The 19803-nt window shown below is 44.2% G+C and carries 23 protein-coding genes; 9 read left to right on the top strand and 14 right to left on the bottom strand.

The features are described 5' to 3' along the window. Window positions 1-98 precede the first annotated feature (98 nt). Window positions 99-851: a YdcF family protein gene (locus MKX35_RS15875; protein ID WP_076300621.1), complete on the top strand. Its 753-nt coding sequence runs from the start codon at window positions 99-101 to the stop codon at window positions 849-851. On the opposite strand, the gene ybaK is transcribed toward MKX35_RS15875, so the two are convergent. The 5 genes from ybaK to MKX35_RS15850 all read right to left on the bottom strand — a co-directional run bounded on the left by ybaK (window position 840) and on the right by MKX35_RS15850 (window position 3706). Then, on the bottom strand, window positions 840-1313 hold the full coding sequence (ybaK, locus tag MKX35_RS15870; protein WP_076300620.1) for a Cys-tRNA(Pro) deacylase: 474 nt from the start codon (window positions 1311-1313) through the stop codon (window positions 840-842). The two genes, MKX35_RS15875 and ybaK, sit on opposite strands and share 12 nt — an antisense overlap. 96 nt (window positions 1314-1409) lie before the next feature. Beyond that, on the bottom strand, window positions 1410-1661 hold the full coding sequence (locus MKX35_RS15865; RefSeq protein WP_042189285.1) for a YolD-like family protein: 252 nt from the start codon (window positions 1659-1661) through the stop codon (window positions 1410-1412). A gap of 86 nt (window positions 1662-1747) precedes the next feature. Beyond that, the gene (locus MKX35_RS15860; RefSeq protein WP_076300619.1) at window positions 1748-2566 is read right to left on the bottom strand and encodes an SPL family radical SAM protein; all 819 of its coding nucleotides are present in this window, start codon (window positions 2564-2566) and stop codon (window positions 1748-1750) included. Then, entirely contained in the window at window positions 2563-3096 is a 534-nt protein-coding gene (locus MKX35_RS15855) for a methylated-DNA--[protein]-cysteine S-methyltransferase (RefSeq protein WP_076300618.1), read from the bottom strand. Before MKX35_RS15855 ends, MKX35_RS15860 begins: the two co-directional genes overlap by 4 nt. Further along, window positions 3086-3706: a bifunctional transcriptional activator/DNA repair enzyme AdaA gene (locus tag MKX35_RS15850; protein ID WP_076300617.1), complete on the bottom strand. Its 621-nt coding sequence runs from the start codon at window positions 3704-3706 to the stop codon at window positions 3086-3088. The genes MKX35_RS15855 and MKX35_RS15850 overlap by 11 nt, the downstream gene beginning before the upstream one ends. 74 nt (window positions 3707-3780) lie before the next feature. Between MKX35_RS15850 and MKX35_RS15845 the strand changes: the two genes are divergently transcribed. Both MKX35_RS15845 and MKX35_RS15840 read left to right on the top strand, forming a co-directional pair. Further along, the gene (locus MKX35_RS15845; RefSeq protein ID WP_339265453.1) at window positions 3781-3903 is read left to right on the top strand and encodes a hypothetical protein; all 123 of its coding nucleotides are present in this window, start codon (window positions 3781-3783) and stop codon (window positions 3901-3903) included. A gap of 15 nt (window positions 3904-3918) precedes the next feature. Continuing rightward, window positions 3919-4458, top strand: a complete 540-nt coding sequence (locus MKX35_RS15840) for a MerR family transcriptional regulator (RefSeq protein ID WP_076300616.1) — start codon at window positions 3919-3921, stop codon at window positions 4456-4458. 107 nt (window positions 4459-4565) lie between these two features. Here MKX35_RS15840 and aspA read toward each other — a convergent pair whose 3' ends face one another. Together aspA and MKX35_RS15830 are read right to left on the bottom strand one after the other, a co-directional pair. Beyond that, the gene (gene aspA / locus MKX35_RS15835) at window positions 4566-5990 is read right to left on the bottom strand and encodes an aspartate ammonia-lyase (protein WP_042128747.1); all 1425 of its coding nucleotides are present in this window, start codon (window positions 5988-5990) and stop codon (window positions 4566-4568) included. Window positions 5991-6287: 297 nt separating this feature from the next. Next, window positions 6288-7964 carry a hypothetical protein gene (locus MKX35_RS15830; RefSeq protein ID WP_076300615.1) on the bottom strand — a complete coding sequence of 559 codons (1677 nt, stop codon included), beginning with the start codon at window positions 7962-7964 and terminating at the stop codon, window positions 6288-6290. Window positions 7965-8199: 235 nt separating this feature from the next. Here MKX35_RS15830 and kduI point away from each other — a divergent pair, with 235 nt between their 5' ends. The 3 genes from kduI (at window position 8200) to kduD (ending at window position 10723) form a co-directional block, all read left to right on the top strand. Beyond that, window positions 8200-9033 carry a 5-dehydro-4-deoxy-D-glucuronate isomerase gene (kduI, locus tag MKX35_RS15825; RefSeq protein ID WP_076300614.1) on the top strand — a complete coding sequence of 278 codons (834 nt, stop codon included), beginning with the start codon at window positions 8200-8202 and terminating at the stop codon, window positions 9031-9033. A gap of 132 nt (window positions 9034-9165) precedes the next feature. Next, on the top strand, window positions 9166-9921 hold the full coding sequence (locus MKX35_RS15820; RefSeq protein ID WP_076286209.1) for a DeoR/GlpR family DNA-binding transcription regulator: 756 nt from the start codon (window positions 9166-9168) through the stop codon (window positions 9919-9921). A 43-nt stretch (window positions 9922-9964) separates the two neighbouring features. Beyond that, window positions 9965-10723, top strand: a complete 759-nt coding sequence (gene kduD, locus MKX35_RS15815) for a 2-dehydro-3-deoxy-D-gluconate 5-dehydrogenase KduD (protein ID WP_076300613.1) — start codon at window positions 9965-9967, stop codon at window positions 10721-10723. A 45-nt stretch (window positions 10724-10768) separates the two neighbouring features. Here kduD and MKX35_RS15810 read toward each other — a convergent pair whose 3' ends face one another. After that, on the bottom strand, window positions 10769-11203 hold the full coding sequence (locus tag MKX35_RS15810) for a DUF5301 domain-containing protein (protein ID WP_076300612.1): 435 nt from the start codon (window positions 11201-11203) through the stop codon (window positions 10769-10771). A 5-nt stretch (window positions 11204-11208) separates the two neighbouring features. Continuing rightward, on the bottom strand, window positions 11209-11730 hold the full coding sequence (locus tag MKX35_RS15805; protein ID WP_042189307.1) for a hypothetical protein: 522 nt from the start codon (window positions 11728-11730) through the stop codon (window positions 11209-11211). A gap of 142 nt (window positions 11731-11872) precedes the next feature. On the opposite strand from MKX35_RS15805, the gene MKX35_RS15800 reads away from it, so the two are divergent. Together MKX35_RS15800 and MKX35_RS15795 are read left to right on the top strand one after the other, a co-directional pair. After that, the gene (locus tag MKX35_RS15800) at window positions 11873-12523 is read left to right on the top strand and encodes an NUDIX hydrolase (RefSeq protein WP_076300611.1); all 651 of its coding nucleotides are present in this window, start codon (window positions 11873-11875) and stop codon (window positions 12521-12523) included. Continuing rightward, window positions 12520-13065, top strand: a complete 546-nt coding sequence (locus MKX35_RS15795) for a GNAT family N-acetyltransferase (RefSeq protein ID WP_076300610.1) — start codon at window positions 12520-12522, stop codon at window positions 13063-13065. Before MKX35_RS15800 ends, MKX35_RS15795 begins: the two co-directional genes overlap by 4 nt. 44 nt (window positions 13066-13109) lie before the next feature. On the opposite strand, the gene MKX35_RS15790 is transcribed toward MKX35_RS15795, so the two are convergent. Continuing rightward, a complete protein-coding gene (locus tag MKX35_RS15790; RefSeq protein ID WP_076300609.1) occupies window positions 13110-15185 on the bottom strand; it encodes a beta-galactosidase in 2076 nt (691 codons plus the stop codon). Window positions 15186-15467: 282 nt separating this feature from the next. Between MKX35_RS15790 and MKX35_RS15785 the strand changes: the two genes are divergently transcribed. Then, window positions 15468-16238, top strand: a complete 771-nt coding sequence (locus MKX35_RS15785; protein ID WP_256716388.1) for an AraC family transcriptional regulator — start codon at window positions 15468-15470, stop codon at window positions 16236-16238. 49 nt (window positions 16239-16287) lie between these two features. Here the strand turns inward: MKX35_RS15785 and MKX35_RS15780 are convergent, their stop codons facing one another. Genes MKX35_RS15780 through pnuC form a run of 4 tightly spaced genes read right to left on the bottom strand, consistent with a single transcriptional unit; the run spans window position 16288 to window position 19441 of the window. Then, on the bottom strand, window positions 16288-16839 hold the full coding sequence (locus tag MKX35_RS15780) for an NADAR family protein (RefSeq protein ID WP_076300607.1): 552 nt from the start codon (window positions 16837-16839) through the stop codon (window positions 16288-16290). After that, window positions 16836-17729: an NUDIX hydrolase gene (locus MKX35_RS15775; protein WP_076300606.1), complete on the bottom strand. Its 894-nt coding sequence runs from the start codon at window positions 17727-17729 to the stop codon at window positions 16836-16838. Before MKX35_RS15775 ends, MKX35_RS15780 begins: the two co-directional genes overlap by 4 nt. Before the next feature lie 27 nt (window positions 17730-17756). Beyond that, on the bottom strand, window positions 17757-18767 hold the full coding sequence (locus MKX35_RS15770; RefSeq protein WP_076300605.1) for an AAA family ATPase: 1011 nt from the start codon (window positions 18765-18767) through the stop codon (window positions 17757-17759). Beyond that, complete coding sequence (gene pnuC, locus MKX35_RS15765) at window positions 18764-19441, bottom strand: nicotinamide riboside transporter PnuC (RefSeq protein WP_256716387.1); 678 nt, start codon at window positions 19439-19441, stop codon at window positions 18764-18766. The genes MKX35_RS15770 and pnuC overlap by 4 nt, the downstream gene beginning before the upstream one ends. Window positions 19442-19803: the final 362 nt, after the last annotated feature.

Raw genomic sequence — 19803 nt, 5'->3', positions numbered from 1 at the left:
TAAAAAAAGACCGTTTCGGTCTTTTGTGCAACTTCGAACACCCCAACTCATGTTACAATACAACCTGAACTCATACTTTACGAAGGCGGTTGATACTGTTGATTTACATCATCAAATTTGTATACAGCTTTGTGCTTCCTCCAGGACTTTTCATCCTACTTCTGCTCGGTCTTGTCATTTGGTTATGGAAAAAGAACCGTCGTCCTGCGCTTGTCCTGCTTGGCGTTACACTGCTTATGTACTTCTCCATGACTCCCTTAGTCAGCGATGCGTTAATCGGAGGTTTAGAACGAAAATATCCACAACCGGATACATTGCAAGGAGATGTCATCGTTGTGCTTGGTGGAGGTGCAAGCTCTGGGACACCGGATATTGATGGCGAGGGTAACTTATATGGATCAGCAGCGAATCGGCTAATTACAGCTGTACGACTACATAATGCGAGTGGTTTACCCATCCTATTCTCTGGTGGACAAGTCTTCTCCGACAGCGGAAATGAAGCGGATATCGCAAAAAGACAACTCCTTGGACTCGGTGTCCCCGAAGAGGATATCCTGACCGACAATCAATCTCTTAACACGGAGCAGAATGCTGTAAATACCGCCGCAATCCTACAAGAGAAGGGACTTAAGCGTCCTGTACTAGTCACATCAGGGTTTCATATGCCCCGCTCGATGCAGCACTTCAAGAATGCAGGGCTAACAGCGCAAGCTTTTCCTACAGATTATATCGCCAGCGCTGAATTTTCGTTGCAACCCTCAAAGTTCACTCCTTCGCCAGGAGCCATCTCCACTACAGGCACAGCCTTGAAGGAGTATTTAGGTCTTCTTGTTGCTCATCTATTTAATTAGATCTGTGAATTTCGCATTTGTTACCCCTGCAAGAAGCTGCGGTGATACATCCATTTGTTGACCAATTTTTCCGGCGCTAACGGCTATCGTTTCCTGACTTTCTGCGCTGCTATCAATGAACGTTGGATATAGCTTTTTCATACCGACTGGTGAACATCCACCACGGATATAACCCGTCCACTTCTGCAAGTCCTTCACTGGCAGCATCTCAATCTTTTTCTCTCCGGCGGCCTTGGCCGCCTTTTTGAGATCCAGCTCCTCAGCAACCGGTATAACAAATACATAAAGATTTGCTCCGCTATGAGCGATCAAAGTTTTAAAAACCGTCTCTGCCGCCTTTCCAATCTTCTCCGCAACTGCTGTACCATGGATTAGTCCATCCTCGTTGTCATAAAAAAACACTTCATATCCAATTTTCTTCGCATCTAGCATTCGCATCGCGTTGGTTTTGGTTATTGCCATTTCTGATCTACCTCTCTTTAATCTATTCAATACCATATGGTCAAAGAGGCCCCAAAGCCAACATGGCTCACAGGACCTCTTATTGCTGCGTTCCCATTAATCTCTGGGATAATTAACTTGCATAATATCCATAAACGGAACTTTTTCGATACCTTCGTTTTTACTGATGTGTACTTTTCCTGTCCGCGAGTCCATTTCTACAATCGTTCCGCGCACCTGTTCTTCTTTTCCCCATACGGTCAATAAAATCTCAGAACCTTCTTGCTTCGCTTCAACTAGCTGATTGCCTAGCTCCTCAAGTACAAATTCATCTCTTGTGGGCCGCTTGGCCACTTTTGCTTTTGCCACTCTACTCCTCCAATAAGCGATTACAGGTATTAAGTATTTTAAAATACTAAGTATGAATGCTCTCGTTTATTATATCATGTTTCAGTTTAAGGCTCGAACCCCTTCTGGCTCAAGAAAAGCTCATCTTCATTAAAAACACTCCGGAGTCCATCGTACACCCTGCGATAAGCCGCCGGATCGTACCATTCTTCCAATTGCAGCTCTTCATAAAGGGAATAAATACCTAATCTCCGTGTCCGTTTGCCCCCACTGCCATCTCCCATAAAATAATCGTCGATACAGACCCTATCCACCAAACCCCTTAGGATCTCTGGAAAAGAAGTGCTGCTTGGCAATACCGGAGCGATGGTTGCTTGAACAGGAATGCCCGCTTCACGCAGTAATTTCAGTGTCTTTAATCTTGCAGAAATGGGCGGAGCACTTGGTGTGAATTTTTTGCGAATATCTTCACGATCCGTCTCTACAGTCATACTCACGCGAACCTTGTCTTCTAAGCGTAATAATAAATCTATATCTCTGCGTACGAGCGGACTGCGCGTCTGCACGAACAGAAAATCGGGCGGGGTCTCCACCATAACCTCCAGCAAAGCCCTGGTTACCTGCTCCTTGTGCTCTATCGGTTGGTATGGATCTGTACTAGAGGACATAAAGATGGAGACCGGTCCTTTGGACTTTGCTTTCAGGAGTTCTTTGCGTAAGATAGCTGCAGCTTCTTGTTTGACATCTACCCACGTTCCCCATTCTTCTTGGCAAAACAGTGAAACAGGCATTTGACGCACATAACAATAAGAACAGCCATAAGTACAGCCGGTATATGGGTTTAAAGAATGACTATATCCGTTCAGATAACCCGTCCCTTTATTTAGTAAGGTCTTTGGGGTTTTGTACTGGATCTCAATATTCATAATTCTAGAGCACTCTTTCCACTTTCCAAATTAAGCAGCCTAGTCTTCATCTCTAATCCCCCGCGGTAGCCAGTTAATGTTCCATTCTTGCCAATGACTCGGTGGCAGGGCACCGTAATTAGTATCGGATTTGCACCTATGGCCGTCCCTACCGCGCGTACTGCAGCAGGCTTTTGAATATGTGTGGCGATGTCCGAATAAGACCACGTTTGTCCATATGGGATTTCACATAACGCTTTCCACACCGCGAGTTGAAATGGAGTCCCACGATAGTCAAAAGGAATGCTGAATGCCTGCCGTACCCCTTGCAAATATTCGATCAGTTCCTGTACAAATGGAACCATTTTCTCATCGTCCTGCACCAGTTTACTTTCAGGAAATCTACGGCTGATCCAGTCACTCATTTCTTCGAATGGCTTCTGCTGCGACCCCACATAACTTAATCCTTTCTCCGACGCTGCGATATAGAAACTCCATTCCTTATAAGCTAGCAATGTCCAGTATATGATTGCACTTGGTCTACTCTCCATTTTTCTGTACCTCCAAGAATAATTCAGAATGATTCGTTAATTCTAATTTGTTAAGCTGTCGATACTTCATTGGGGTAAGCCCCGTCTTTTTCTTAAATAAGGTAATAAAATACGACGTATTTGGCAGACCCACATGTAATCCAATATCAGCTACATCCCGATCCGTGGTAACCAAATATTCAGATGCCTGATCGATTCTCTTTTGCTGTATATAATCCACTGGAGTGATTCCCGTTACTTTCTTGAAGGTTCGATGCAGATGATAAGGGCTTCCATGACAGACTTCTGCCAGCGTTTCAAGAGTAAGAGGTTCATGATAATGTTTGTCGATATATTCAGTCATTACAACCACCCATTCCTTATCCGGTAGCCGCTCACCCGTCGGTTTGCATCTTTTACAGGGACGAAATCCAGATTCTAATGCTTGTTCTGCATTTTGAAAGATACGTGCATTCTCTCGATTAGGTGCTTTGGACTTACAGGAAGGTCGGCAAAAGATTCCCGTAGTCTTCACAGCATAAAAGAATTTTTCGTTATAAGCTGCATCATTTTGCAAAATAGCCTGCCATTGCTCCTCAGTCATCTTTTCCACTTCTCCACTCTTATCCATACGATTCACCTCTAAACCAAGTATACCCCGCTACTGGGTCATCTGTACTCATTCTAGAATGTAAAAGCAAGATAGTGAAATACAAGAATGGTGAGATTGCTCGTAATTACACTTTGTTTATCGAATCCGCACTTCCTTTGTCAACCTTGCAGGGAGCAGCAATTGAACAACGAATTACTCATAACATGACTACCTGAACTGGAGGAATCAAAATGGAAATTCTGAAAACAAAGGATGCCGCAGAGCTGCTGTCCGTTAGCCAGACTACGATCAAACGTTGGGCTGCTATGTTCCCTGATTTTTTCCCAAAAGACCGGTTTGGCCACTATACATTCTCAGAGCAGCAAATCAGCTTGCTTAGTCATATTAAAGACCACATTAATCACGGAGAACCACTAGAGAGTATTCAATTAACTGACTCGAATGAAAAGCAGATGTCCACGTCACCGCAAGATCCACTTCATCCCACAGACGCTGAGCCTATGCAAGATATATTATCCCGGATTCATTATATTGAACGTACACTCGATCAAAAAGCTGACGAAGTAGTCATGATACAGTTGCTTCAGCAGCGTGAGGAGCTTGAGGATCTGCGGATAATGATCAAACAATTAGCGGCAACCCTAGAACCCATGCAAGTTTCAAAAGGCAACACCTTCACATCTAATGAAGCTTCCCATCCCGTTACTACTGCAAGGTTACCCTCTCCACCAAGAAAACGTGGTCTATTACGCTCATTCTTTTTCCTGTAAGCCTGAAACACAAAAAGAACCTACTTCTAACTAACGTTGAAGTAGGTTCTTTTTAAATATCGTTGGACATGGATGACAAAGTCAGCGATTAACGGTTAGGTAATCCCCTATTGCTTCTGCAATAAAGCTGAGCCTGCGATTCCTGGATGCGTCATTTCGTATGGGTCCAGAATCAGATTGAGCTCTTCCTCGGATAACACATTATACTTAAGGCACAATTCACGAACAGATTCTCCTGTCAAAATCGCCTCACGAGCAATACGTGAAACCACTTCGTAGCCCAAATGTGGGTTAACCGCAGTAATGATTCCGACACTCCGCTCCACATCCCGCTCTAGCTTCTCTTTATTGGCTTCAATACCAGCCAGACAGAAATCTGTGAAGACTTGGAAGGAGTTGTTCATGATGCTGATGGACTGAATGAGATTAAACACTAGAACTGGCTCCATAACATTCAGTTCCAGTTGACCCGCTTGGGAAGCCAGACAGATTGTATGGTCATTTCCTATCACTTGAAAAGCTACCTGATTGATGACCTCTGCCATAACCGGATTAACTTTACCTGGCATAATGGAGGAACCAGGCTGGCGAGCAGGTAGTGAAATTTCATTAAATCCTGTCCGCGGGCCGGAGGCCATGAGTCGAAGATCATTAGCAATCTTGGACATGTTCATCATGCAGACTTTTAAGGCAGCAGATACTTCTGTGTATGCATCTGTATTTTGCGTAGCATCCACAAGATGATCTGCAGTAACTAGCGGCAATCCACTTATTTCAGCCAAATGCTCTACAACCACTTCGATATATCGAGGGTCAGCATTTAATCCAGTTCCTACAGCCGTTGCCCCCATATTCACTTCATACAAATGATGACGTGTATGTTCAATACGTTTGATATCTCTCTCAAGTACTCTGCGATAAGCCTCGAACTCTTGGCCCAGACGAATTGGTACTGCATCTTGTAGATGCGTGCGTCCCATTTTTATAACCGGATCGAATTCCTTGGCTTTGTCTGCAAACACCTCATGCATTCTGCGCATTGTAACAAGCAGTTGTTCCAGAAGAGAAAGCGTCGCAATATGAATAGCCGTCGGGAATGCATCATTTGTAGACTGCGCCATATTCACATGAGAGTTGGGACTTAAATGACGATAGTCTCCTTTTTCATGACCAAGCAGCTCTAATGCTCGGTTAGCAATGACTTCATTGGCATTCATATTTAACGAGGTACCTGCACCACCCTGTATAGGGTCTACAATAAATTGTTCGTGCCATTGACCTTCGATGATCTCATCTGCTGCTTTCACAACAACTTCTCCAAGCCCACGATAGAGCCTGCCGATTTCCATATTTGCAAGCGCAGCGGCTTTCTTTACGATCCCCATCGCTTTGATTAATTCATTGTGCACTCTATAACCCGTAATTGGAAAATTCTCTACTGCGCGTAATGTCTGAATCCCATAGTATGCATTCTTATCTACTTGTTTGCTGCCTAGAAAATCATTTTCTACACGAAATTCAGTTCCTGTCACAGTAAATCCCTCGCATTCTTTGAGTTAGGTTTGAACGGATTTAAGAAAGCGCATTCATTCATATGTCTCACTTAGATATTAACCTTTATTGTGATAAATGTCTCTCATAAAATTAGAGATTAATGTAATTAATTTCAAATAAGATTACGAAAGCCTTGCCCTTAAAGGAAAGCTGGTTTTTATTAGGAGTAAATTTCCAATTGAAGCTATAGCATAGTATGCGCATTTATAATATAAAAAAGCCGACCTTAAGGTCGACTCCATCCAAACTTAACTCACAACTATGTTGAGTTCTTATTAAACCGTATAGTTCTCCAAAGAGATCTTCACACCATTCAGCAAAGCTCGCGGTTGCTCTGACTCGCTCTTCATACTCAAATGCAATCTATCGCCATTACTGGTCGTATAATGAGCCGCCAAGCCGCCTTCCATCTCAAATTGGGGTTCATTATGGGCCATTGCTATTACGAATGCATCCAGTCCGATGATGCCACGCTCTGCAGACTCCTTAACACCGATCGCCTCAACGATCACCCCACCCGGCATCCCTTGAACGGTTACCTCAATGTATCCCGAACGTTCCTGTAGTTGGTACGATTGAGATAAATATATTGCGAAATAGACATCCCCAACCTGACCGAATAAGGCGTTCGGGTCTTGCATCCACTCCCCATGAGGAAGAACACCGATGATCGTATTCTTTTCCCCCTGAGGAATGGGAAATAAAGAAATAACTACATTCTTGTGATAGAGGACCTCCATATAACGGCTCTGATGGCGAGGATCTCCCTCATTGTAGCCTTGACCTGGATGGAAGAAAAATAGCTGGTTGGACCCTCCTTCTCCATTCACAGGCAGAGAGAAAGTCCAACGGAGCTGTTCATTATCAAATTCCTCTACCCGTTCCCACATCCCGCCTGCTGCAAAATCCTCAGTAATATAGGCATAAGAATGAAGTAACGGTTGAGCGTTCGGATCTGCTGGGACTACCTTCTGTGTAATCTTGGTGGTTTCCACTGGCGTCCGGTGATTCATCGCAGCTGTTAAAGCCTCATCTGGTGCTTTATAGAATAGGAGTCCAGCGTATTCTGTACGCGGCATTGCCTCTGAAAGCTTGAAGTCCCCGAACTGAACATAGTCATGAAGCACATTAGCATCCCCTGGTACATCATGTGGCCAACCTCTAGAATGTGCACCCACCCAAGCACCATGTAAATAAAACTCTGCTCTTACCTTCCAAAGATGATCAAGCATGTCTTTAAGAGTAGTTATTAAATCCGTATCCTCTGTTGGGACAAGCTCCAAAGCGCAGGTAAACGCTTGTATCCAATGCCAGAACCACGGGAGACTGCCGTATTCTGGCATACCCTTAGAGCGGATGTATGTCAATGTGTCCTTCAAACTTTGCCGACCATCCTCAACGAGCACATCATCTGCAAACATAGTACCAAAAATCAGCTTTGCTGCTGTATATTTCGCTTCATGATGTCCAAAAGTGATTACCGGCTTACGGTAGAAATCACTCCGATAAATGTGTCCAAATGCTGTATTCAGGACAATGCGAAGCTGAGCGTTTAGTGCTCCACCATATCTTTTGCAAAAGTAGGCCATCAGACTGCCCATAATTTCCACAGGCAATTCATGCGGCGAAGCCTCACGTGGAACCGGATTCAATCCAAGCGGCCAGTGCCCGTATAGCTCCGTGCCAGGTTGACGATTCTGTAGCATTAATGTCTCTAGTAATACATCCTGTGCCTTCTGTTTCGCTTCTTCCCGGTCAAAAGGCAACGACAAAGAATCATCTACTGCAGCTGCAAAAAGATATGAGGCATAATAAAAGTTATTTCGCACATCATCGTGGAACCAGAGTCCACTCTCAAGCAGAGGCCGTCTCTGCGCTTCCAGCGCTATACTTATAATGATTTCTTGTTGACGGTCCTGATAAGTACTCTGAATACCATTCGACTCCAGCATTCAAGTTCAACCTCCCACATCTCAATTTTCAATAGTATGATAACAATCCTATAAATGAGAACTAAGCATTTTAGATCTATTGTGCACACTTTTCGTTCATTTGGCAATTATTAAAACTTAAAAATAAACTAAAATGAACCATCATATAAAAACAAACACTTGTAATATGAACATAAATGGAGTAAATTGTACTTATACGAACGAAAATATGCTTGTGAAGGAGATTGAATATTCCATGGAAAGACGTTTTGCATCCCACCCTAATGAAGTTAAGCAGTTTGACACTGATCGCCTCCGTAAGGAATTCCACATTCCTGTCATTTTTGCACCAGATGAACTGAAACTTGTACTTACCCATGAGGATCGCATGATCGTTGGCGGTGCTAATCCTGTTAAGGAAGAAGTTGCACTTACAACTGACCTTAAAGAACTTGGAGTTACTTACTTCTTGGAACGCCGTGAGCTGGGGATCATCAATGTTGGCGGTAAAGGTTCGGTTATTGTCGATGGTACAGAATATGAAGTAGATTTCAAAGAATGTCTGTATGTCGGTCAAGGTTCTAAAGATGTTATCTTCAAAAGTGCAGACGCTTCCAAGCCCGCTAAATTCTATTTGAATTCTGCGCCTGCTCACCAGTCCTATCCAACTACCAAAACCACTCTGGCTGAATCCGAATCTGGTGCGATGGGCGGTTTGGAGAACTCCAACGAGCGTACCATTCACCGGTTCATTCATACAAACGGCGTGCAAAGTGCTCAGCTAGTTATGGGTATGACTCAACTGAAGCCAGGTAGCATGTGGAATACGATGCCAGCACATACACATCCACGCCGGATGGAAGCATATTTCTATTTCGATCTACCGGACGATTCCGTTGTGTTCCACTTGATGGGAGAGCCTAATGAAACTCGCCATATCGTAATGCAAAACGAACAAGCGGTTATTTCTCCAAGCTGGTCCATCCACAGTGGTGTTGGTACTCATAACTATACTTTTATCTGGAGTATGGCTGGCGATAATAAAAGATATGATGATATGGACCCCGTATCCATGAAAGAACTACAATAGAGACAAGCTAAAACGCCTTCGGCGTCCTTTTAAGGACGATAAGCGTTTGTGCGAGAATTATAAGGAAGAGTCTAGCGTGAAACTTAAACTTTCTTATAATTTTAATCAATTACGGAAAGCTGAGGCAAGCGGATGAACCCGATACGACGACATGAGATGATTATGGAAGTTATGCTGAACCAAAAAGATGTAACGGTGAATGAACTGAGCGATAAACTACAGGTTACAGGAAAAACAATTCGTGAGGATTTAAGCAAGCTGGAGGAGCAAGGACTGATCGTACGTGTACATGGCGGAGCTGTGCTGGCACAAAGCGACCAGTTTGGTATTTTGCCCTCTAAGGATCCATTGGATAAGTATTCCGACGAAAAAACAGAGATCGCCTTGCGCGCGCTTGCTCATATTGAACAGGACGATATTATAGCTCTTGACGGCGGGAGCACAACGCTTGAAATTGCCCGACGCCTGGACAATATGCCTCTAACGGTAGTCACCAATGATGTATACATCATCAGCGAACTGGTTCCCAAAGATCATATTCGTCTCGTCGTTCCCGGAGGTTACCGTGTCCGCAATATGTTGGCCGGCCCAGAAGCCGTCTCCTATGTGCAACAACTTAATATTCAAAAAGCATTTCTGTCCTCGACAGCTGTTCATATCGAACATGGACTTTCTATTTATACAGGAGATTTAATTGAGTTTAAGCAAGCCCTTGTGTCTACTGCCCGTAAAGTGTTCGCGGTTGTGGATCATCATAAATTCGGCCAAACTGCGCTGCGTACATTCGCTTCTCTGCAGGAAGTTGACGTTATCTTGACAGATAAAGGACTCTCTCCCGAAACAGCAGAACAGTTCCGCAGTGCAGGCATTGCCATTGAATGTGAGTAATAACGGAATCAAATCCATTTAAATCAAAGGGGCGTAATTTATAATGTCATCATCATTATTCAGCTTGGCAGGTAAAACAGCACTCGTAACCGGTGCTGCTCAAGGTCTTGGACAAGGCATTGCCCTTGCCTTCGCAGAAGCAGGTGCGGATATTGCATCCGTATCGCTTAATACAAGTCAAGAAACCGTAAACGCCGCAAATGCTTTTGGTGTAAAAGCGGTTAGCATCGAATCTGACTTAAGTGATCATAGCAACCTGCAAAACACATTTGACCAAGCACTTGAACTGACTGGTCATGTTGACATTCTCGTGAACTGTGCAGGAATGATTCGCCGTACTCCTGCAAAAGACCATAGTGAAAAAGACTGGTTCGATGTTATTAACCTGAACTTGAACACAGTGTTCCTTCTGTCTCAGATCGCTGGCCGCCACTTCCTGGAAAGAGGATCCGGCAAAATCATTAACATCGCCTCTATGCTCTCCTATCAAGGCGGAATCAATGTCCCTGGCTACACCGCGAGTAAGCACGGGGTTGCAGGTCTTACTAAAGCTTTTGCCAATGAATGGGCAGGCTCCGGTCTGAACATCAATGCGATTGCACCAGGCTACATGGCGACTGAAAATACAGCGCCGATCCGTGCTGACCAAAGCCGCTCGGATGCTATCTTAGATCGTATTCCAGCTGCACGTTGGGGAACACCTGATGATCTTAAAGGTCCTGCTGTATTCTTAGCTTCCGCAGCATCCGACTATTTGAATGGTCATATTCTTAATGTTGACGGCGGATGGATGGCTAGATAAATAACCTGAAATATTTAACCCGCTGCCTGTGGCAGCGGGTTATTTTTACTTAAACAAGCTTGTAATGGATTCCCCATCAAATTTACTAGTAATCTTAAAATTTCCAGAGTGATACTTACTATTACTAGATCGATCGCTGAAATACAAGTAATCTGTGCCATAGAGTGTCATTCCAAAGCGCTGATCTTTATTTACATATATTCTTATCCAATAGGTCTCCGCAGGTCGTTCTGATGCATCACTTCTTTTTAATTTCACGTCAGAAAACTCATGTATGATCTTTTCAATTTCTTTCGGGTCATCCACTTTAATTTCTTGTTCATTAGAACTCTTAAGAACTCTAATGGAGGTGATTTGAGTAGCATCGATTCGATCCAGTACAAGATTTTGAAATGAATTATAACTGTGATATAAGGGAACTCCATAAAGAAGCAGATTTATTACTATAAGAAACAATAAAAATAATTTACTTTTTTTCATAATTATTAGCCTTCTATCTCCACAAATTCTCCCGGATGTGCCCGAATATACTCGCCAATCAACCTGTGGCTATCTTCGGCTATGTTCTTAAATCGTTCAAATAAACCACTCATCTCATTCAACAACTCAGGATCTCGATCGAGATCCGTGATGGTAGCATCAACCCACTGTATTCCTAATCGATTGTTTCTTTCTTCGAGAAATGCCTTTGTTTCCTGAAGCAAAAGAATCATCGGATCGTCGCCAAAAAATCGTATGCCTCCCATCACCCCTGTCCAATACCCCGGTAGGTCTTGCATGTAAGAAATCCAAGCATAGTACTCCCCTTCGGAATTACGGCTGTGATCATGCATTACTCTGAACATACAAAGTGCTTTCTGTCCATCTGTGAGCTTTGAGATCACTTCGGATTTGATCGATGGTGATTTTGCGCGAATCTGCTGAAAGGTAGGCTCCATACAGGCCCATCCTAATCTTTCATCACTAAAAGTGTCCAAATCCTTCTGCTTCATGGTTACTAAATTCATTTAACTCCTCCTTTGATCAACATCCAAAAATATACATTTCATTCTAGCGGTTGTCAATAAGAACCTCCCTAACATTTAGGGTAATTCGAACGTTTTTATGATAGGCTTTAGAAAGAAAAAATCATCACAAAGGAGCTTTTCTATGCATAATGAGATACTTACCATTTTTGATGAAGCAGGCAACCGAACAGGTACGGCTCCACGTGAAGAGGTACATCGGTTAGGACATTGGCATGAGACTTTCCACTGCTGGTTTATAAGCAAAGATCAGGAAATACCCTATATCTATTTACAACTTCGGAGTGAACAGAAACAAGATTATGCGGGACTACTGGACATCACGGCCGCCGGACATTTGCTGGCAAACGAAACTGTAGAAGATGGAACACGCGAGGTTCATGAAGAGCTCGGACTGGATTTATCCTTAAAAGACCTGATCCCGCTAGGGACAATTCCTTATAGTATGAAAAAAGAAAAACTTATCGATAATGAACGAGCGCATGTCTTTGTTTATAACAATCCCTATCGTCTAGAAGATTTTCAGCTACAAAAAGAAGAGGTCGCCGGCATTGTCAAAGCTAAGTTCTCTGATTTCCGCAAATTTTGGCAGGGAGAAATACATAGTCTACAAGTCAACGGTTTTCAAATCGATCCGCATGGACATAGAATTACCATTGAGCAGGATGTAGACAAGACCCATTTTGTACCCCATGAAGTGGGTTATTATACTCGTATTATCGAGGGTATCGAAGCTATATTTCTAAAATCACCAGTAGTAACGGAGGACAAATGATTATTGATCAACGAACATTTACCGTGAAAGGCATCCATTACAACATAAGATCTGCAATCACTAAGGATGCTATGGCATTATCCGAATTAAGAGTACAAATCGATGGTGAGACCGAGAATTTAGACAGAGAACCAGGGGAGGCTTTTATAGACGAAATAGGGTTTCAGCAGCTTATTCTATCTGATTCAGAGAAACTAAGAAACTTATTTCTAATCGCGGTAGTTAATAATCAAATCGTTGGGTTCTCTAGATGCGAAGGCCATTCATTAGCAAGATTCGCTCATAAAGTCGAGTTCGGAGTATGTGTGCTGCAGGATTATTGGGGTTATGGAATTGGAAAAAATCTTTTAGCAGAATCGATTGCTTGGGCCGACGCTAACGGTATCCAAAAAATCACTTTAAATGTCCTCGAAACGAACGACAAAGCTATTACCCTTTATCAGAAGCTTGGCTTTGAAATCGAGGGAATATTAAAGAATGATAAGTGCCTTTCAGATGGAAAATTCTATAACACGATTATGATGGGACGATTTATGGATTGATAGTAAAAAGGCAGAACCTGAATCCCTCAGGTCCTGCCTTCTTTTTATACTAACGATTTACGCTTCAACATTGCGAGATCATTTACAGCTAGATTTAACACAGACGGAGCAGCAGTGCCTGAGCACAAATCCGTATAATCCGCTCCATCTAATTGTACCGCTTGCGGACTGCCGCTGTAGTTTTGCACAAAAATATAATCACTCTCTCCATCCGTACGAAGCTGCGCTGTCACACCAGTTGGAAGCTCACTATCAAGCGCACGAGTAATTCCCGCTTTTGCAGTGATTGCAGCATACAATTCAACGTAGAAAGAGGCATCTTTTACACGAGTAGCGAGATGATACGCATTTCCTTCACCGAAACGATTTACCGTAAGCGCTGGACGGCCAGCATAGAAATCGCTGCGATAAGTGCCTAATGCTTCCGCACCTTCCAAGTGGATCAGCTCAGCAATTTCATGCGCATCATAATCTCCACTAAGATTAAGTACATTGCTCGCCTGCATTACAACACCATTCAAATCACGGCTATGCAGCCCTTCGGTCTCTTCTGCCCAAATGCCGAGCGTTCTACGTAGCGGTCCTGGGAATCCACCCAAATGACATAAATCCGTTTCGTTAACGACACCAGACCAATAGGTTGCAAGGAAAGTTCCGCCTTGCTCAACAAACTTCTCGATACGCTTTCCATTCTCTTCACTGATCAGATATAACATAGGTGCGATCACCAGCTTGTAAGCGGACAGATCATCCCCCGATCCGATCATATCAACTGGAATGCCTAGCTCCCAAAGGGCACGATAATGCTGTAGTACAGTCTCCTCATAACGCAATCCGGAATTACGAATGCCTTGCGCATCCTTGATCGCCCAGCGGTTGTCCCAATCGAAAATAATCGCTGTTTTTACTGGAGTTGATGTACCTACTACTTCTGTCATTCCCGCCAGCGTCTTTCCTACCTCTGTAACGTCTTTAAACACACGAGTTTCGGAGTGGCCGCTATGGTCAACAACTGCACCATGGAACTTCTCACTAGAGCCCCGGCTTTTACGCCATTGGAAATATTGAACGGAATCCGAACCATGTGCGACCGCTTGAAGTGAAGACAGCTTGTGCATGCCAGGACGCTTCAGCTTACTGACCGATTGCCAGTTCGTAAGAGACGGCGTGCTTTCCATGAGCAGGAACGGTTTCTTTTTAAAAGAACGCATTAAATCGTAGTGCATTGCCGCCCATGCCGCTAATCTAGCATCGTCACCGTCTTCAGTATAATGCCATTCTGGATAAGCATCCCATGAGACAACATCCAGAATTTTGGCCAGTTCGCGGTAATCAATGCCATCGATCATATGCATATTCGTCGTAATTGGCAACGCTGGATTGTATGGGCGAACAGTATTGATCTCATGCTGACAGAAATCAATCGTCCGTTCGCTGACAAACCGCCGCCAGTCGAGATTCAAGCCATGTACTTGCGTCTCTCCATGTGGAGCCGGGGATTCAATCTGTGTCCATGAAGTGTAGGTATGACTCCAAAAAGTAGCCCACCAAGCATGATTCACCTCATCCAGACTGTTATTATATTTGACCTTTAACCAATCTCTAAAAGCATTCTGACAAAGATCACAGTGACATTCGCCACCGAACTCATTCGAAATATGCCAACCGATAACCGCAGGATGCTGGCTATAACGTTCTGCTAGCTTCGCATTTAAAATCGCAGTCTTTTCCCGATACACAGGCGAGGTGAAGCAATGATTATGACGGAAGCCATGTAAATTGTGAACACGATTACGTTCCACTCTTAGAACTTCAGGGTACTTCTCAGACATCCAAGCAGGTCGTGCTCCACTAGGAGTTGCCAGGAAAGCATAAATCCCATTCTCTGCAAAAGAATCCAAAACACTATCGAGCCAATCGAAAGTGAACACACCTTCTTCAGGCTCTAGGGATACCCAAGAAAAAATCCCGACAGACATCACATTGCAATTCGCAAGCTTCATCAGACGAATATCCTCACGCAAAATTTCTGGGTACTTCAGCCATTGCTCAGGATTATAATCGGCACCGTGCAGCATCACTGGAGCTTTGCTGCTAATCGGGGAGTATTTTTTAGTCATAATGTAAGATCATCCTCTCAATTCTGCCCATTTCTTAAATGGGACTATTCTCTGATGAGACGCTAGATGCTTAAGCTATCAAATTCACGAATCATCATTTATACTATTTATAATATAAGAAAATTCATCCCGATCAGTAGGAATATACTCTCGAAGTGATAGTACAAAATGAATATGAGGTGAATCATCCTGCTTCCTTTTTCACTGATAGAACTACCGCGCGACGCTGAGACGCTTCCCTTATATCCCTACTCTGTAGGTCGTCATATACAATTTCATCATGTGCGCCCTACAGGTTTTCCTGTTCATCAAGTTTTTCTGATTCGTACCGGAACTGGGTTGTTTCGTGATCTGGAGACCGGTTCTGAAACCATACTAGAACCTGGAATGGCTTTCGCCTTCCCACCGGATCGAGGACACGAATATTATCCTACCTCACATGAACCATGGCATGTGGGTTTCATCGGAATCGAAGGGAGTCAATCGCAAGGAATGCTGGAGGGGATTGGCCTTCTCCCTTCTCTCCCCTATCATCCTGCTCGTTTTGAACAATGTTGGGAGGAAATCGGAAAGATCTGGCATACGCAGACGGCTAGTCGTCAAGACGAGCAAGGGATGGAGGATCTATCTATAACCCTATATCGATTACTTCTGATGTTACGTCGTTCTGAATCCATACACTCCTCAGGCAGTCGTTTAGAACTTGAGTCTGTGCGTAATGAAGCGTTGGCTAAAGCGGTTGAACTTATTAACGAACATTATACTGAGCCACTCCTTATCTCCAATCTAGCAGCTGCTGTGGGGTATTCCGTTCAGCATTTCCAGCGTCTATTCGTACAGGAATATGCCGTAACTCCACATAAATATCTACAGAATCTGCGACTAGAACGTGCGATACAGTTAATGACAGAGAATGCTGATATTCTCGTTCAGGATATTGCGATTCAACTGGGAATGGAGACGAATTATTTTATCCGAATCTTCCGAAATACTTATGGCTGTACACCTGGGGTGATGAAGCTTCGGCTTTTAGAGGGTGAACAAAAAAGATAACGAAATCCAAAGGGATATCGTTATCTTTTCATTTAAATATAGGATGAAGTTAATCCCGTAGCAATTCGTCCCTCACTTCGGTCAGCACGAATCCAAGTAGATTCCTACCCCGCCATTTTACGGGATTCTCCGCATCCGGATTGGACTGGCTCATGCCTATTCCCCAAATGCGATCCTGTGGGCTAGCTTCGACGAGAATACGGTTTTTCGTTGACTTGAGGTATTCACCAAGCTTCGGATTCTGCGAAAATTTGGCTATATTTCCTCTTTTGACAATGTCATAGCATTCTTTATCCCAAGTGTCATTTTCGAAGTTTCTTACTGCACGCCCGTAGGCTTTCATCTCCTTGGGATGCTTAGCTTTAAGGATCGCGTCCAACATATCGTCATCTCCAAACAGTCTTGCTTTCTCGGACATCATAAACTGCTCGACACAGGAATACTCGATCCCCTCTACCACGAAAGGACTCATCCACCATTGGCTGAAGCAGCTTTTGTCGACGCCGTCGTGCTTTGGCGGTGTATGGCCCCAGAAGAACACAAACTTGAACGTTTTGCCCGCGATATAAGCTTTTCTTAACTGCTCTATATTGTATATCATTGATATTCCTCCATATTTCTCCGATATAAGCGGGAAGGACGGTGTCCCGCATTTTCAGTATAATGATCGGTCTCCGCTACGAGATCCGCTACTTTACGCCGGAATGCGGCTTTCAGCAGCTCTTTGTCTAAGATCACCTCATAAACCTGCTGTAGATCCGTCAAAGTGAAGAGACCCGGCATCAAGTTTAGCGCAATATCGGTGTAATTCACTTTTCCCCGCAGTCTCTCAATAGCGCAAGCTATAATCTTCGCATGATCAAAAGCCAATCCGTCATTTGATACAATGGAGTATGCGGTTGACGTAGAGGCCGACTTTGATGTCATCGTCCGACCCACAACTGCCGTAAACTCTTCTTCATCGCTACTTAGCTTGAGCTCGTATTCCTTCGTTTTCACATACCCATCCTCAATAATCTCTTTCCGCTCGCGCAGAAGCCGATAGGTTACCTTGAACCAGGCAGCATGGACAGCGTCATCTCCTGCTTTCAGCTGTACCTGATCACTGTTGATTAAGGCCATGTAGCTACAGCTCATCACCCAGGTACGAGGGTCCCTTCCAACATCGCTGAAGGTGTACAACTGCTCCAAATAAACGTCATCCACACCGCTTTCCTCACTCAGCTCCCTCACCGCCGCCTGCTCTGTCGTCTCGTCCGGCCGGACGAAACCGCCTGGAAGTGCCCAATTGCCCAGGAACGGGTGACCTCCCCGCTGAATGAGCAGAATTCGCAGATCTTTTTCCGGAAGCTTGCGGTAGCTGTCCGCCTCCGTGTTCGTAACGGTGAAAATGACCATGTCCGCCGCCACCGAAGGCCGCTCGAAATCCCCGGCATGGTACTGCTCTAAAAATTGACGTTCCGTAAGTCCATCGCGATCCAACATATTCATGTATCCTTGCCTCCTTTGTTCTTTATTCTAGCCATTCAACTCTCCGAAATAGTTCCGGTAGGGCTCGAACTTTGCCAAGACCTCACTTACTTTGTGCATTCGTTCCTCTAGGTTTCCTCGCAACGTGATATAGGGAATCCGCCGCTCTTTCAAATCGGCAATGATTTGCTTATGAAAAACATGCCGCTTCTGATCCCCGCTACGGTCCCATGTATTCTCATAAGGAATATCATCGTCACACAGGAAAAACAGATCGTAGCGCTGCGCGTTTTCTAATGCGATCCGGGCTAAGCATTCAGGAGCCCGGCCGTGGTAATCCAAAGCAAACATATATGTGGTAATTGCATTGGTATCGACAAAGAGATATCGGTTAGCTTCCAGCATCGCCTGCTCCTCACGTTCGATATGGCCCAAAGCGATCTCATCGAACGCTTCTAGGCTGATTCTACGATCAACTTGATGCTCGGTCCAGTAATCACGCCCATATTCGCTCGCAAAGGTTGTGCGATACCGCCGCGCCAGCGCTTCGGTGATTGTAGATTTGCCAGTCGACATCGCTCCCACAAAAACCACTTTCGTGATTAACCCCCTATACACTACATCACTTACAAATCTGCGATATTTATAAGGGTCGGCTCGTACCATCGTGGCCGAAATCGGCACCCGCTCACGGGCTTCATCCACCCGCCGGTCCGCCGCGCCTAATGCGACACTCATATGCTCACCGTAAAACTCACTAGAGTAAAAATGCGTCACTTGCTCGCCCTTCAGCACCCCCAGAATATACTGCTCCTCTCGAATCTCATGCTCCCGATCGTTCGAATACCCATCTGGACCGTCCCAAGCTTCGATTACCCGGACCGTCGGATAGAGCTTGCGGATCCAGTTCGCCCGGATATGAAGCGGAATCGGGGTCACCGTCGTTTCGTAGATTACCACAATCAATTCGTCGACCTCTTGCAACGCCGTCTCGATCATGAATTGATGTCCTTTATGCAACGGGGCAAACTTCCCCAGTGTTAATCCAAGCGTCTTCATACCGCCACCTCCTTAGCTCCTTTATTCCAATTGTAATAGCCGTATGCCGCGTTAATCAGATACGCACTCCACATGACGATCATTAGCACCCCTTCGTTACTGCCTTCCAGCATCCTTATTACCCACAACACCACCGTAAATATATTCAATACAATATAGACCAGCCATTGTTCCTTAAATCTTCTGACCATTAAAAAGGTAGCCACAATGGATAATACCGTTGTAATAGCATCTATATAAGGCGAGTTCTGCCCTGGGATGAACGATAGCCCGATTCCCAGTAGCAGGCAGCCTATTACGCAGACTGCTCCGACAAAGAACAGCCACTTAAGATCCATCTGTCGCATGGATAGTTTGCCGTCTTGGCGGTTGTTTTTCCACATATAGAAGCCAATGACATTCATAGGTACAAAGAATAACAAATTCAGCATGACCTCTCCAAACAAACCGTTTATATAAGCCAAGTACGCGTAACCAACGGTATTGTACATTCCGAAAACATAACTCATCAGGTTTCCTTTCGCCGCGAGCACCACACACAGCACCCCGGTGATAAAGACCGTAAATCCGAATAAGGAATCTTTAGAAATAACCGTAAACGCAACAGCAATAGAGGTAAATAAAACTAGCCAGACGATTTCAAACAGATTCCAACCACCCCATGTTTTATCCACTTTCATCCGCTCCCTTTCATTAAATTTCCTAATCTTCACCATTCAGTTTACTGTTAGTAACTTTTTGATAATAACAATTTGTTAATATCAAATATAGCAAAAAGGCGAGGAAGATGCAATAAAAAGGTGAGAATAATTTCCAACTTAAGTCTAGCCCCAGTCCATGGTCGGTATCCTCTTCCTTAGCATAAGCCTATTTCTAGAATCAGCTAACGGTACTTATTCTTGACAATGATTTCTGGCAAGAATATACGCTGACAAAGGAAAAAACCCGCGATTTACGCGGGTTGGCGTTCGAACATGTATTTGTCATCCGGCTACTTCTTCTTCTCACCTCTGCTCTCGCATTATTGCCCACAGAC

It is taken from the genome of Paenibacillus sp. FSL R5-0923 (genome assembly GCF_038009145.1).
Lineage (GTDB): Bacteria > Bacillota > Bacilli > Paenibacillales > Paenibacillaceae > Paenibacillus_AQ.
Note: the sequence above shows the minus strand (reverse complement) of the source record. Positions and strands in the feature narration are given on the sequence as shown.